Source organism: Flavobacterium sp. (assembly GCF_049240005.1).
Lineage (GTDB): Bacteria > Bacteroidota > Bacteroidia > Flavobacteriales > Flavobacteriaceae > Flavobacterium.
In genome coordinates this window covers 31,191-46,088 of the sequence record NZ_JBMLTK010000025.1, presented here as the reverse complement: position 1 = coordinate 46,088, position 14,898 = coordinate 31,191, and the positions used below count along the sequence as shown (strand labels likewise).

Here is a 14,898-nt window from a genome sequence, read left to right as displayed (position 1 = left end):
AACTAGTTCCGATAGCTATCGGAATAGAAGCTAGAGGCTAGATTGCATGACGTTCACCACTTAACGTATCATTTTGCCGCCCGAACCACATATCGTCGGAGCCTGAGCTTGTCGAAGGCTGAGCGAAAAGATTTTTTTGGTATCAAGATTTGAGTATTACAACTTCTTGATTTTCAACATTTTACGTATCATGTTTCCATCCGAACCCACGTGTCGTTGGTACCTGAGCGGGTCGAAGACCGATTCTTTGTTTCTATACTTTTTCTTTTCCGATTCTTTCCATTTTTTTGCTTTTTCCCTTGCGTAGCTTTCCCGCGCGAACGGGTGCAGCGGTTTCCTTTTGGGCGTTACGATTTTTCCACCACAGTTTTGCCCAAAAGATATAGCGGAACACGTGACGGCGGTAAATAAATTGGGCGTAGCGACGAATTGTTTCGCCGGCGCGCCCAAATAAAAAGAAGTATGTTTTTACTTCTTGCTAAACTTCACTGTCGATTCTTGGCCGCTAGTTAAAGTAAGCTGTGCCACATAATAACCTGCCGACCAGCCCGATACGGAAACCAACTGATTTTTTTGATAACTACCGTCGAAAAGGAGCTTTCCATTCAAGTCGAATACTTTTAACTGTGCCGGAAAAGCTTGGTCGTTGGCATCGATTTGCAGAAAATCGGAGGTCGGATTTGGAAGTACTTTAACATCGATAGCTTTATTTTCTTCGATGCTCAAAGCGCTGTCGATTACTCTAAAAATGGCTCCGCCGCCTGCTACGTAGAGGTTTTTATTGAGGTCTTCGCCAAAAGTAGTGTAGTAGTTTTCGTTACCTGTTGTTCGCCAAGTAAGCGTTCCGTTTGCGTCGATGGTACCAATGCGCCCCGAACAATAGTCGGTGAAAAAATACAAACCTACAAAACTCGGATACTGCGTACCGCGATACACGTAGCCGCCCGTAATTGAGCATTCGTTGGTGTTGTTTGTAGATGGATATACAGCCTCGGGAAAGGTGAGTGCACTTTGCGCAACGCAGCCACTGGTGTTATAGGCACTGTTTCCTTCGTAGCACCGCCAGCCGTAATTGAGACCGCCAACTGAGTACAACTCTTTATTGATTTCTTCGATGTTTTGCTGCCCAACGTCGGCAATCCATAAGTTACCGGTTTCGTAATCAAAGCAAAATTTCCAAGGGTTTCGCAAACCTGTAGCATAAATTTCGTCGCTGCCAGCAACACCTACAAACGGATTGTCGGCCGGAATGGTGTAGGGAAGTGTGTCTACATTTATGCGCAGCATTTTACCTAGTAGCGAGTTGATGTTTTGGGCGTAATTACTCGGATCGCCGCCGCTACCGCCATCGCCCATGCCAATGTACAACATACCGTCTGGACCAAATTTTAAGGTACCTCCGTTGTGATTACTAAATGGTTGGTCGATAGTGAGTACGATCTCGGCAGAGTTTGACAATGCTTGGTTTGGGTTATTCGGATTTACGGTGTAGCGCGCAATAACGGTATCGCCCGAAGTGTTGGTGTAGTTGAGGAAGAAGTAGCCGTTAGTTGCATAATTTGGATGGAAAGCAATACCGAGTAAACCACGTTCTCCACCGGTTGAGATTAATGAAGATATGTTAAGAAAGTTACCCGAAATAGCTGTTCCGTTGCTGTTTAATACTCGGATAATACCATTTTGTTGTACGACGAATAAACGGTCATCGCCGCAGTTGGCAATATCAACAATCGAGTTTAAGCCCGTTGCGAACTGCTGTACGCTCACGGTTTGGGCTTGAATTGTTGTTGCAAATACAAGTAAAAGAAGGTAAAGTTTTCGCATAGAATTGTTCTTTTTAGCGCGTAAAGGTACAATTGAATGCCTCAATTTCAGAAAGTTTGATAGAATTTTAAGAAATTTTGCTTGCAAATCTTTAATTAATCGAGCAGTAATTGTCGGGCGATTTTTTGAGAAACGGATTTCTGACTGCCGTTTACGTCGAGCACCATCGATTCGTCGAAGGCTTCTTTTTCGAGAACTTGAATGCGACTTCCGAGTGTGAGTTGTTGTTTGTCGAGGTATTGAAGAAATGCCGCAGAGGAATCTTTAACGCCTACTAAATGTCCGCCATCGCCTTCGGGTAGATCTGCTAAGACGCGTTGTTTGGTAAGCGTCATTTTTCCGGTTCGATCGGGTATGGCATCGCCGTGTGGATCGACAATCGGATTTCCGAGAAAATCGTCTAGTTTATTGATGAGTTCTTCGGATTGGATGTGTTCGAGCTGTTCGGCAATTTCGTGTACTTCGTCCCAGGCAAAGGCTAATTTATCGACTAAGAAAACTTCCCATAAACGGTGTTTTCTTACAATCATTCGTGCAGCATGAACTCCTGTTTCGCTTAAAGTTACGCCCTGATATTTTTTGTAAGCCACAAGTCCTTTTTCCGACAGCTTTTTAATCATATCTGTTGCCGACGATGCTTTGGTTTGCATTTTGTCGGCGATTGCATTTGTGGAAATCACCTGTAAATCGGCACTGAGGTGATAGATGACTTTCAAATAGTTTTCTTCGGATAGCGTCATACATTAAGCGTTTACAATAAACAACGGAATTTTTAAACGATGTCGGAGCTTGTCTATTGTGGTTCCGAAAAGTAAATCTTTAAAGCCCGCATGTCCGTGCGTTCCCATAACAAGTAAGTCGAATTCGTGCTTGGCTACAAGTTCCGATAGCGCTAGATGAGGTTTTCCGTAACCTAAAAGCACATCGACGGTAATGTCTTTTTGAGCGAGTAATTTTTTGTAGTCGTCGAGTAGTTTTTTGTCGGCAGCCGATTCATGGTCGGCAGTTTCCGAGCCGTACATCAACGCACCCACCGTTTCAACAACGTGAATTAAGGTGAAATGGGCGTTAGTTCCGGCTATTTTTAAGGCGTGATTAATTGCAGCTTCATCGGATTTACTGAAATCGACAGCAATAGCCACTTTGTTTCGTGCCGCAATAGCAGCCGATTCAAACGTCAAATCCTGTAAGTGGGGAAGGTGTTTGTTTGTGGTTCGCGGACTTCGATACACCAACGGACGAATAGCGATGTACAGCAGCAACAATAGAAATCCGGCTGCAAGCGGTACCACGGTAAGGTAGAGCCATGTCGGGTCGGTTGCACCTTGAATCCAAAGAGATATTTCTTCGAAAACTAGTTTTACGTTTAGCGAAACAATGATGATGGCGATAACCCAAGCGGCTATTCGCGTAGGTTTTGAAATCACAAATTCTTGCATTTTGGTGCGATCGCTCACGAAATGGATGAGCGGAATGATCGCGAATCCGAGCTGTAAACTCAAAACTACTTGGCTGAATATGAGCATTTTTCCCGTAACGTCTTCGCCAAAAACACTGATAACAATGAGCGCTGGAACGATGGCAATAAGTCTGGTGATGATTCTTCGCACCCACGGCTGAATTCGTAAGTTGAGATATCCTTCCATAATGATTTGCCCCGCAAGCGTTCCGGTTATCGTTGAACTTTGTCCGGCGGCAATTAAAGCAACGGCAAAAAGTATGGGAGCCCATTCGGTGCCTAGCAACGGTTCGAGAAAGTGATAAGCATCTTGAATTTCAGCTACTTCGAAATATCCATTTTTGTAGAAGGTGGTTGCCGCTAAGATTAGAATTGCCGCGTTTACAAAAAATGCGAGATTGAGCGCAATCGCCGAATCGATAAAATTGTATTTCAACGCACGTTTGATGCCTTCTGAACTGCGATCGAATTTTCGAGTTTGCACCAAAGACGAGTGTAGGTATAAATTATGAGGCATAACCGTTGCACCGATGATTCCAATGGCAATATACAAGGCAGTTTCGTTCGGAATTCCTGGAATCAATCCGCGAATTACTTGGCTAACGTCGGGTGCGGCAAAAATCATTTCGAATAAAAACGACAAGCCAATGATTCCCACCAAAGCAATAATGAAAGCTTCCATTTTTCGGATTCCTTTATGAATCAGGAAAAGCAGCAAAAACGTGTCGAGAACAGTAATAATCACGCCTTCGAATAAAGGGATACCAAATAGCAAATTTAAGCCGATAGCCATCCCTAAAACTTCTGCTAAATCGCAGGCTGCAATAGCTACTTCGGCTAGAAAATACAAAACGTAGTTTACAGGTTTCGAATAGGTTTCGCGAGAAGCTTGGGCCAAATCGCGTCGGGTTACAATGCCCAAACGAGCGCTTAAACTTTGTAGCAACAAGGCCATGATGTTGCTCATCAGTAAAACCCACAGCAGCGAGTACCCAAATTGGCTGCCCCCAGCAATGTCGGTGGCCCAATTACCCGGATCCATATATCCAACACTAATCAGATACGCCGGACCGAAAAAAGCTAAAATACGCCGGTAAAAATTTCCGGTGGTTCGGGTTTGAACCGACTCGTGAACTTCCTCTAAAGATTTCGACATAAACTGCACTATTCTAAACAAATATATAAATAATTTGACAAATGGAAATCTATTTTTAGATTTGTCTAAAAATATTTTTATGAAAAATAAAATCGCGTTGCTGTTTTTGTTTGTAACCGGAGTTGTTTTTGGACAACAGTACCGTGGCGCGGTTTATATGGATTCGGTTTTGCAAGGTGGAGTTGAAATTTACGCCGATTCTGTATTTGTTGCAATGTCCGACGCTAACGGTAATTTTGATTTCAGCTCTTCAGCAACGGTATTTCAATTTACGTACAAGTCTTTACGAGAAACGATTTTTTTGGATCCAACCATTTTCAATGAAGTGCAACTAACTTCGGCTCAAGCGGAGAATTTGAATGAAGTTGTGGTTACCGGAACTTTGTCGCCCGTAAGCAGAATGAAGAGTCCGGTTCCGGTTGAGGTTTATCGAGGCGCTTTTTTGAAACAAACACCGAATGCCAATTTATTTGAAGGTTTGCAACAAGTAAACGGCATTCGACCGCAAGTTAACTGTGCAGTTTGCAATACGGGCGATATCAGAATAAACGGATTACCCGGTCCGTACACACAAATTCTCATCGATGGAATGCCCATTGTGAGTGCGTTGGGAACGGTTTACGGTTTGATGGGTATTCCTGCTGCGATGATTGATCGTATTGAAGTAGTACGCGGTCCGGCGGCAGCCTTATACGGAAGTGAATCGATGGGAGGTTTAATTAACGTAATTACGAAAGATCCGCAAAATTCGCCGCGGTTTAGTTTTGATAATTTCTCGACAACTTACGGCGAACACAATCTCGATTTGGGTTATCGTATTAAGGCCGGAAAAAGGGGTTCTGTATTATTTGGCGCAAACGCATTTTACTACAACGAGCCCGTGGATAAGAACATCGACAATTTTACCGATTTGAGTTTACAGCAGCGCATTAGTTTGTTTTCTAAAGCACAGTTTTCTTTTTCCGATCGCAGTAAGCTCGAGTTTGCTGGCAGGTATTTGTATGAAGATCGGTGGGGCGGTGATATGCGTTGGAATGAATCGTTTCGCGGAGGCGATGTGATTTATGGGGAGTCGATTTACACGTCGCGTCTTGAACTTTTTGGAGGGTATAAATCGGATTTTCTAAACGGTAGTGACCTCCGATTTTCGTACACTTCACACCATCAGAATTCGGTTTATGGTTCGGTTTTTTACCTCGCCGATCAGCAAATTGCGTTTACACAACTTACCAAAGAATTTGTTGTAAAAAAGCATTCCTTGCTATTTGGAGCTGCCTATCGTTATCAGCGATACAACGACAACACTACAGTTACCCCAACTGCCGACATTATGCACATTCCGTCGGTTTTTGTGCAAGATTTAATTCAGTTTGACGATAAGAATTCGCTTTTGCTTGGCGCGAGAACCGATTACAACAGCGCTCATGGTTTGATCTTCACACCGCGAGTTGCGTACAAATTTGAACTGCCTGCAAATCAGATTGTGCGTTTGAATGCAGGAAAAGGTTTTCGTGTAGTCAATTTGTTTTCAGAAGATCACGCAGCATTAACGGGTGCTCGGGAAGTACTTATTTTGGAAGATTTAAAACCAGAATCGTCGTGGAATGCGACGCTCAATTACAGCAAGAAATTTTACCTCAGTTCCGGACATTTGCTTTCCGCAGAAGCCAACACCTGGTACACCTATTTCACTAACGCGATCATTGCCGATTACGACACCAATCCCAATCAGGTTATCTACAAAAACTTAAACGGCTTTTCGCGAACAGCAGGTATTAATCTGACTTTCGATGCGATATTTCCGAATAAAACACGCGTGAATCTTGGAACTACTTTTATGGATGTTAAGAATCGGCAAGACGGTGTCACTCGAACGCCTGTGCTTACCGAATCGTGGTCGGGTGTAGCAACGATTAGCTTTCCGGTAACATCAAAACTAAACCTAGACTATACAGCAACGCTTGTTGGCCCGATGCGTTTGCCGTTACTTGGCCCACTCGATCCGCGGCCTGAATATTCGCCGGTTTACTCGCTACAGAACATTCAATTGGCGTTTACCTTCGCGAAGCACTTTACCGTGATTGGCGGCGTAAAAAACATGTTCGATTTCCGACCGGATAAGCACACACCTTTTTTGATTGCTCGTGCCAATGATCCGTTCGATACGAACGTACAAACCGATCCGCAAGGAAATATTTTGCCAACACCCGATAATCCGTACGCGCTTTCGTTCGATCCTTCTTACATTTATGCTCAAAATCAAGGCCGTCGGTTTTTTGTCGGTATGCGCTATATTCTCGATTGATGGAAACAGTTAGTTATTACGATTATATCTTTATCGGCGGCGGTTTATCGACTTTACTCACCGTCGAGGAAATGCTCAAGTCTAAACGGTTTGATCAGCAACGAATCTTAATACTTGAAGCCGTTTCCAAAAATTCGAACGATCGGACCTGGAGTTTCTGGGAAAGTGGAAAAGGCAAGTTTGACAAAATTGCGGCTCAGTATTGGGATCATGCCATTTTCGCAGCCGCAGATTTTAAAACTACCGTAGCGCTGCATCCGTATAAATACAAAACGGTTGAGTCGGCAGCTTTTTACACTTCGCTAAAGCAGAAGTTCGAGAAATCGGGAATAGTAACTTATAAACTCGAACGATACGAAAACCATAACGAGTCGGCAAATGGGGTAGTTGTGCGAACGGAAACCTCAGTTTACAATTGCAAAAAGTTGTTTGTTTCGGTTTTTCACAATAAGGAAACAGCGCACCAAACCAAATACCCGATGCTTTGGCAGCATTTTATTGGCTGGAAGATTCGAACAAAAGAGCCGTTAATCGATCCGAACGCGCTCACGTTTATGGATTTCGATTTACCGCAAGACGGAAATACACGATTTATGTACGTCTTGCCTTTTTCGAACACCGAAGCACTTTTTGAATTTACGTACTTCTCTCCGGAAATTGTTGCCGATCATGTTTACACCGATGCGATAAAAGCGTATTTGAATCAGCGACGTATCTTTGATTATGAGGTTTACGAAAAGGAGCAGGGAGCCATTCCGATGAGTTGTTATCCGTTTTGGAATAAAAATTCAAAACACGTGGCCTACATTGGATCCGCGGGTGGTTGGACCAAAGCGAGTACTGGATTTACTTTTAGCTCGTCTCGAAAGAAGGCGAAATCGCTTGTAGAAAACTTACACAATAACTTCGATTTGCGAAAGCTCCGCTATTTTAACCGATTTTGGTTTTATGATTTGCTTTTTGTGGATGTTCTTTACCGCAATAACGAATTGGGAAGCGCGGTGTTTGCATCGCTTTTTAAAAAGTTGCCTGCGGCTCTGATTTTGAAATTTTTGGATGAAGAAACGCGTTTTACAGAAGAATTGCGCATTTTTTGGGCATGTCCGAAGCTTCCCTTTGTTGCCGCTTTGTTGCGCCGAATGGTCGGACTATCGCCAAGGCCGCTGTAACCATAAGAAAAGTTTATGATTGTAGAGTTTTTAATCCGCTTGTTTAGCGGTAAATTTGCAGTCTAAAAACAAGTACTATGTATCCTGAAGAAATGGTTTTACCTATGCGAAAAGAGCTGGCCGACGCTGGTTTTCGCGAATTATATACCGCAGATGAAGTAAATAGCGCTCTTGCTGCTCCGGGAACTACTTTGGTAGTAGTTAATTCGGTTTGTGGTTGCGCGGCTCGTAATGCACGTCCGGGTGCAAAGCACAGCCTTGGTGCTGCTAAAAAGCCAGACCAGTTGGTTACTGTTTTCGCTGGTGTTGATCGTGAGGCAGTGGATGCAGCACGCCAGCACATGTTTCCGTTCCCACCTTCGTCGCCAAGCATCGCTTTGTTTAAAGACGGAGAGTTGGTTCACATGTTAGAACGTCATCATATTGAAGGCAGACCGGCAGAGATGATTGCCGAGAACTTGCAAGACGCGTATACGCAATTTTGCTAAGAACAACTACGATTTGAGAAACCCCAAGGAGCCAATGCTGGCTTGTTGGGGTTTTTTGGTTTGTAGATTTCAAAACGTTCGGGGCGTAATTTTAGGCTTTGAAAACGGTCGTTTCCCCAAGCACTTAGGCCGGTAACGATGTTCCGCGTTAAGGATGGCAACGAAAATCCTGTTTTGCGCTGCCGCTTACGGCGCAAAACAGATTGTAGTGTACAGCCTGACGGCGGCCGTACGAATATTGCGTTTGCAAAGCGTTACGAATTTAGCCGCCGGAACGCCCAAAAAAATTACATATTATACAACCAACTCGCCGGATTGGCGTACGTCGCGTTTTGCGAGATCATGAACTTTAGCGTTGTTTTGCCCGTATCGCCGTTGGTGCGAATTTTCCCGATGCTTTGCTTGGTGCTTACTTTGTCGCCTTTGCTTACACTAACGCTGCTGAGGTTTTGGTATACCGTAAAGAAATCTCCATGTTGAATCATCACCGCTTTGTTCACGGGTGAGATTACAATCACGCTATATACTGTTCCACCGAATACAGCTCGTGCATTTGCGCCCGAATCGGTTGTGATTTCAACGCCGCTGCAGTGTACGGTTAACCCTTTATAGATTGGGTGTGGCTGATCGCCGTAACGTAAAGTTACCGTTCCGCGCTCTACAGGCCAAGGAAGTTTCCCTTTGTTGGCTTTAAAGTTATCGGATACGAGTTTTGCTTCGGGCGTAAGTACAATTTTTGTAGCTGTTTCCGTTTTGCGTGTCTCGGCTGCGGTAACTTTTGTTGGGTTCGCTTTTTTGTTTGCAGCAGCAGCTTTTTTGTTTGCTTCAGCAATTGCGGCTTTGATTAAATTGTCGATTTTACGATCAATTGCACGCGATTCCTGCTGCTTTTTCTTGATTTCGGCAATGATTTTCTTTTTGTCTTTTTTAATGGAATTCACCAAACGCTCTTGTTCGAGGCGTTCTTTTTCCAAATTTTCGCGTTCTTTTTGCTGTTCGGCGAGAAGTTCTTGTTTTTGTTTTTTCTGATCGTCGAGAACGGTATTGAACTGCTGCAGTTTAGCAGTTTTTTCTTTTATTTCTTCGGCTTGCATTTTTCGGTACGAAGCGTACTGTTTCATGTACTGCGCGCGTTTGTAGGCTTGAAGAAAATTTTCGGACGAAAGTAAAAACATGGCGCGACTCTGTTCGGAGCGGCTCTTATACGATTTGCGAATCATTTCGGCGTAATCGGCTTTAAGATCGTCAAGATCGCGGTTTAGTTTATTGATTGCCAACTGATTGAGGTACATATCGTTCTTTAAAATCTTGGCTTGCTTTTCGGTGGTATTTATGAGTTTTTCGCGCAGTTTTATTTTTTCGGTTTGTTGTGCTATAAGTGTAGCAACCGACTTTTGCTTTTTGTTTTGCGAATTCAACAACTCTTCTTGTTCTTGAATTTCGCGTTGCAATTGTTCTTTACGACGTTGCAGCTCTTCTTGTGTAGGCTGTGCGAATGCCTGAAAAGAGAGCAGTAGTAAAAGAAAGGTACACCACTTAAGTCCCATAAGATACGTTGTTATTCGAGTATAATACGTTCGTAACCGCTTGGCACTTCATAAGGAAATGACACGTTTTCGTTGATTTTTACGTCTTTATATTCGATTTCAATTTTAGAAAATTTGTCCGCTTCTTTAGCCAAAATTTTAAGCGATAGCGGAAAAGGTATGTTGTTGTAATTTCCGTAACCGTTGTAATCAACCGTTACGCTTTGATTTTTTTCGATCCGCAAGATTTGTGTTTTCTTCAGAAAGAAGTTTCCTGCTTCAAACGCGTAGGCGCTGGCCTGCGGTTTTGTAGCAACGGTACGCAGTTCGTAATTCGAACCCGATACAACTGCTATAAAATCGCTTGCAGTTAAGTTGTCTAGTGGTTTTCCGAGTAATAAATTTTGAACTTTCTCGTAGTTGAGCGGTGTTCCAGCCAAACGACTCAAAGTCGTATAATCGCCGTCAAAATATTTATCACCTGTTTTTTGATAGTACTGTACGCGGTCGGGCGTGATGAGTGCTTTTGCCAAAGTATATCCGAGCACTTTTATGCTCACGAGTATTTTTTCGTCTTTTTTGATTCGGATGTCGGCGCCCGCATTGACTCCCGTATCTTCCGATTCGTAGCCAACACCTGCGCGAATAACTGCGGTTTTAAAATCGATTTTATTGGCTTGAATGCCTTTTATTATCGTTTCTACATCGAGTGCGTCGCCAGCCTTTGCTTCGGCAATTTTAGCTGTCGATTTGCACGAAACGATGGTTAATACGAGCAAGAAGCAGGCGATTTTCTTCATTTTACTTCAGTTTTTCCGCTTTTTTGAGGTATTTGTCTTTGTTTTTCAGATCGCCTAAAGATTGATATACGTCTGCCAGCAATTTGTAAAAAGCTGCTTCAAAGGTAGGGTTATCCAATACAAAATCTACGCCGCTTTCTAATTCGGAAACGGCTTCTTTCAATTTTCCGGTTTTGAATAGTGCAAGACCTTTGTAATAAAAAGGTTCGGGTTGGTTCGGAAATAAATCTGCGTAATCTTGTGCTTGTTTTAGTAATGCGTCGTATTGTTGATTCTGCGAAAGCGATTGGAAAAGGAGTCGCGCTGCTTCAAAATCGTCGGGTTTGATCGAAATGCCTTTCTGAAGATACTTTGCTGCTTTGGCGTAATCTTTTTTATTGAAGAAGTACTTACCCACTTCGGTTGCCACTACTATGTTTTTGTCTTCGGGCAGCAAGGCAATTGCTTCTTCAAAAACCTGCTCAAATTGTTGGTTTTTAGTAATGAAAATTAGAAACTCATTAATCATCCGATGCTTTATTTTTGCATCTACACGCGAGCTTTTCAGTGCTTGTTTTAAAGCCGCACCCGCTTTTGTACCGTCGTTGTTGGTGATGTGTAGTTTGAATAAGCTCACCTGTGCCCAATCGGAAGTTGGAATTTCCTTTTCCAACATTTTGGCAACTTCTAAGGCTTTCTCTTCTTGATTGCTGTTGCTGTAAATGGTTATCAACTCTACGTAATTCGATTCTTCTTTAGGATTTTTCTTGATCTTACTCAATAAATCGTCTTTTTCAGCGCCTTGATATTTGGCATCCGATAGTATTTGAGCTTTATACAAGCGTCGTTTATCCGACTCGCCAACCGTTTCGTTAAGCTGATTGATCAGTGCTAAAGCTTTGTCGTACTGGAAAGTATTCATATAAAGCGAGACCAGATCTTCTTGGTATGAAGCTTCGAACGGAACTAGCTGCTGCACTAAAACAATGGCTTGTTGCCAATCTTGTTTGGCATAGCACACTTCGTACATTCCATCGAGGTACCATCTGTTTTTTGGATCTATGTCGTGGGCTTTTTGAAAACTGCTGTACGCATCGGCGTATTTTTTTAACTTCAGATAGCTTTTCCCCAATTCGTTGTAAACGGCCGGATTTTCCTTCTGGATTTCAGCACACTTTTCAAGAGCCGTAATGGCCTTGTCGTAATTTTCGATACTTTTTTGTTTGAGTGCTTCGAAATACGAATTCTGAAAATCGTCGGTAGTGGCGGCAATCTGTTCGGGTTCAACCTGAGCAAACGCTGAATTTGCGGCCAACAAACCGCAAAGGAGATGAAACGCTATGTTACGAAGTTTATGCATTATTCTAAAACGCTGTAATCGCCGATACTGATTTTAGTGAAATTGCCGTCGAATTTCGCATGATTACCAATCATTGCGTCGTCTAAATTGGCGTTAGAAATGGTAGATTGCGTTTGAATCAGACTATTCTTAACGTTTGAATCGGTAATCTTAGTGTGTGCGCCAACGGAAACGTTTGGTCCGACGGTGCTGTTTTCGATTACAACATGATCGCCAATAAAGCAGGGAGGAATGATGGTGGCATTTGTTACGACAGCCGAACTGCTTACCAAATCTTTTCCTTCGTCGTGTAAAAATTGCAGCATACGGCTGTTGGTTTCTACCGTTACGGCTTTGTTTCCGCAATCCATCCATTCGTCGACCGTTCCCGGCACAAAACGCATCCCTTTTTGCTTCATGTTTTCCAAAGCATCTGTGAGCTGATATTCGCCGCCTTTAACCACATTGTTGTCGAGTAAAAACTGCAGTTCTTCACGCAGCGTTTCGCCCGATTTAAAATAATAAATGCCGATAATCGCCAAATCCGAAACAAAGTCTTTTGGCTTTTCAACGAAATCTATAATTTCATTTTGCTCATTGAGTTGCACAACACCAAAAGCCGATGGGTCGTCGACCTTCTTCACCCAAATAACGCTGTCGGCAGTTTGGTCGAGCGTAAAATCGGCGCGGAACAAAGTATCTGCGTAAGCAACTACAAGAGGTCCAGACATCGATTCTTTCGCACACAAAATGGCGTGCGCAGTTCCCAAGGCTTCATTTTGGTAGTAAATGCTTCCGCTAGCGCCTAATTTTTCGGCTATAGCCACAAGCTCCGTTTCCACAGCTTTTCCAAAATCTTTATGAATAATGAAGGCAATTTCGCTAATAGGTTGGTTAATCACTGCGGCTATGTCCTCCACCAAGCGGTGCACTATGGGCTTACCTGCAATTGGGATTAGAGGTTTCGGTACAGTTAGCGTATGCGGACGTAGTCGGGATCCGCGTCCAGCCATCGGAACAATGATTTTCATATTTTGATTTTAATTTTTTCCAGTACTTCCAAATCCACCAGCACCACGTGCGGTTGCTGTTAGTTCATTTACTTCTTCAAAAACAGCTTGTTCGTATCGGGCAAAAACCAATTGCGCAATGCGATCGCCCGGCGAAATTACCGCTGTTTCTGCTCCTAAATTTATTAAAATTACGCCAACTTCACCACGATAATCGGCGTCGATGGTTCCCGGCGCATTTAAAACGGTTATTCCTTGCTTTAGTGCCAAACCACTACGCGGACGCACCTGCGCCTCGGTTCCGGCAGGCAACTCCAAAAACAAGCCCGTTTTTACTAAGGTGCGTTGTAAAGGTTGCAAAGTAATGGGCTCGGAAATAGCTGCACGAAGGTCGATTCCGGCAGCTAAATCGCTCTCATAAGCAGGTAATGGGAAAGCAGATGTATTGATGATTTTTACGGCAAGCATACAAGTATTTTTGATGCCGCAAGATAATTAATTTAATTACCAAGCAAATGTATTGCTTTGTTTAGATTATACTTCGAAGCACACTGTTACTAATAATATAAAATGATATAGTTTCGCAAGTGTATGGTATCGCATTTTTATTATCTACATAAAATTATCTTTTAAACACTTGTTATTTATTTCTGAATTTTTATTTTCTGAAGATAGCCGATAATAACTTTGTTTATAATTTAAAAATTTTATAAAATGAAAAAACAAATTTTACCTTTTGTGTTTTTGCTTTTAGTAGGTTGCTCTAGCGATAGCGAGAAAAGCAATTTAGAAAGCTTGGTTCATGAATTTGAAGTTTCACTTATCGAAAACAGGGACAGTATCACTTACAATCGTCCAGCGCCGACAGATGTAGAATCTCTAATTAATAAGAATAATCCTTATGACTCTGAAGGTGTGTTAATTTGGGAAATTAATAAAAGAATTGATACACAGGTGGAATCAATTTTATCTAATCCCGAATCAAACTTTACAACAGATCTTGAACCTTTTATTAATACAGAACTAAAAACCCTTAAAGTAGTTGATTCATTATCAAACGATGAAACAATACTTCTTAAAAGTTTCGAACGTAACTTTATTCCCTCCTTTGAGTACATAACGGCGTATGAGAATTTTGCGAAAGAAAATTTTGAAAACCTCGAAGAGGTAAAGAATTTCTTAATAATTTGCAGTAGAATTAAAATTGGTTTATTTACATTCGACACCTTGCAAAATAGAACTAGAAGCTTTTCCGCTTGGGAGAATTGCCTAGTACAATGCATTAGAACTAAATACAAAAAGCAAAATGCTATTGAGTGGATTCAGTTCGCATTAAATCCAGGAGCTGATGTGTTATGGAAGGCAGCGGCGTGTGGTTGGGACTGTAGAAAATTTGATTATTACGGTTTATAAAAATCAAGGAATATGAGCTTCATAATTAGAAAAAGTCTGAACTTAAAGTACTACTTTTTACCACTAGCATTGTTTCTTTTTTTCATAGCTCAAATACTAATTCAATCGAAGTTCTTAGCTCTTTTTATTTTTCTACTCTTTTTGGCAGTAGCATTTTATTTTGTACCCTATTCTTTAGTTAAAAGCAGTAGCAGCACAATAAAAGGTTACTACCTTATCTCTAGATTAATTTTTGCGATTTCAAGTGCCTATTTTGCATTAGTTGTATACACACAAATGGAAATATTGAAGTCACTGGGGCATATTTTAGTTATTTCCAGTATTTTGTTTTCATACTATTTGTGGTTAAAGAAAAATGATCAAGAATCGAACCTGTTTAAGGTTCATTTTTTAGTTGCTACGGTCTTAATAGGTGTAATTGAATTTCAAT

General features: G+C 42.1%; 12 protein-coding genes. 4 read left to right on the top strand and 8 right to left on the bottom strand.

Annotation, left to right across the window (positions count from 1 at the left end):
* Positions 1 to 468: 468 nt before the first annotated feature.
* The 3 genes from ACOVQQ_RS02295 to ACOVQQ_RS02285 all read right to left on the bottom strand — a co-directional run bounded on the left by ACOVQQ_RS02295 (position 469) and on the right by ACOVQQ_RS02285 (position 4,439).
* Positions 469 to 1,824 (bottom strand): PQQ-dependent sugar dehydrogenase, encoded by a 1,356-nt coding sequence (locus tag ACOVQQ_RS02295; protein WP_421816758.1) that lies wholly within the window; start codon positions 1,822 to 1,824, stop codon positions 469 to 471.
* A 95-nt stretch (positions 1,825 to 1,919) separates the two neighbouring features.
* Positions 1,920 to 2,564, bottom strand: coding sequence for a metal-dependent transcriptional regulator (locus ACOVQQ_RS02290; protein WP_421816757.1), 645 nt, complete (start codon positions 2,562 to 2,564; stop codon positions 1,920 to 1,922).
* A 3-nt stretch (positions 2,565 to 2,567) separates the two neighbouring features.
* Positions 2,568 to 4,439, bottom strand: coding sequence for an Nramp family divalent metal transporter (locus ACOVQQ_RS02285; protein WP_421816756.1), 1,872 nt, complete (start codon positions 4,437 to 4,439; stop codon positions 2,568 to 2,570).
* Between the two features lie 79 nt (positions 4,440 to 4,518).
* On the opposite strand from ACOVQQ_RS02285, the gene ACOVQQ_RS02280 reads away from it, so the two are divergent.
* The 3 genes from ACOVQQ_RS02280 (at position 4,519) to ACOVQQ_RS02270 (ending at position 8,401) form a co-directional block, all read left to right on the top strand.
* Entirely contained in the window at positions 4,519 to 6,744 is a 2,226-nt protein-coding gene (locus tag ACOVQQ_RS02280; protein ID WP_421816755.1) for a TonB-dependent receptor plug domain-containing protein, read from the top strand.
* Positions 6,744 to 7,913, top strand: coding sequence for a lycopene cyclase family protein (locus ACOVQQ_RS02275; RefSeq protein ID WP_421816754.1), 1,170 nt, complete (start codon positions 6,744 to 6,746; stop codon positions 7,911 to 7,913). The genes ACOVQQ_RS02280 and ACOVQQ_RS02275 overlap by 1 nt, the downstream gene beginning before the upstream one ends.
* A 77-nt stretch (positions 7,914 to 7,990) precedes the next feature.
* Positions 7,991 to 8,401 (top strand): BrxA/BrxB family bacilliredoxin, encoded by a 411-nt coding sequence (locus ACOVQQ_RS02270; RefSeq protein WP_298148219.1) that lies wholly within the window; start codon positions 7,991 to 7,993, stop codon positions 8,399 to 8,401.
* A gap of 287 nt (positions 8,402 to 8,688) precedes the next feature.
* On the opposite strand, the gene ACOVQQ_RS02265 is transcribed toward ACOVQQ_RS02270, so the two are convergent.
* Genes ACOVQQ_RS02265 through dut form a run of 5 tightly spaced genes read right to left on the bottom strand, consistent with a single transcriptional unit; the run spans position 8,689 to position 13,523 of the window.
* Positions 8,689 to 9,948 (bottom strand): murein hydrolase activator EnvC family protein, encoded by a 1,260-nt coding sequence (locus tag ACOVQQ_RS02265; protein ID WP_421816753.1) that lies wholly within the window; start codon positions 9,946 to 9,948, stop codon positions 8,689 to 8,691.
* Between the two features lie 11 nt (positions 9,949 to 9,959).
* Positions 9,960 to 10,727, bottom strand: a complete 768-nt coding sequence (locus ACOVQQ_RS02260) for a DUF4292 domain-containing protein (RefSeq protein ID WP_421816752.1) — start codon at positions 10,725 to 10,727, stop codon at positions 9,960 to 9,962.
* Between the two features lies 1 nt (position 10,728).
* On the bottom strand, positions 10,729 to 12,066 hold the full coding sequence (locus ACOVQQ_RS02255; protein ID WP_421816751.1) for a tetratricopeptide repeat protein: 1,338 nt from the start codon (positions 12,064 to 12,066) through the stop codon (positions 10,729 to 10,731).
* The gene (locus ACOVQQ_RS02250; RefSeq protein ID WP_421816750.1) at positions 12,066 to 13,076 is read right to left on the bottom strand and encodes a sugar phosphate nucleotidyltransferase; all 1,011 of its coding nucleotides are present in this window, start codon (positions 13,074 to 13,076) and stop codon (positions 12,066 to 12,068) included. Before ACOVQQ_RS02250 ends, ACOVQQ_RS02255 begins: the two co-directional genes overlap by 1 nt.
* Before the next feature lie 9 nt (positions 13,077 to 13,085).
* Positions 13,086 to 13,523 (bottom strand): dUTP diphosphatase, encoded by a 438-nt coding sequence (gene dut / locus ACOVQQ_RS02245; protein WP_094485211.1) that lies wholly within the window; start codon positions 13,521 to 13,523, stop codon positions 13,086 to 13,088.
* A gap of 246 nt (positions 13,524 to 13,769) precedes the next feature.
* Here dut and ACOVQQ_RS02240 point away from each other — a divergent pair, with 246 nt between their 5' ends.
* The gene (locus ACOVQQ_RS02240; protein ID WP_421816749.1) at positions 13,770 to 14,468 is read left to right on the top strand and encodes a hypothetical protein; all 699 of its coding nucleotides are present in this window, start codon (positions 13,770 to 13,772) and stop codon (positions 14,466 to 14,468) included.
* Positions 14,469 to 14,898 lie beyond the last annotated feature (430 nt).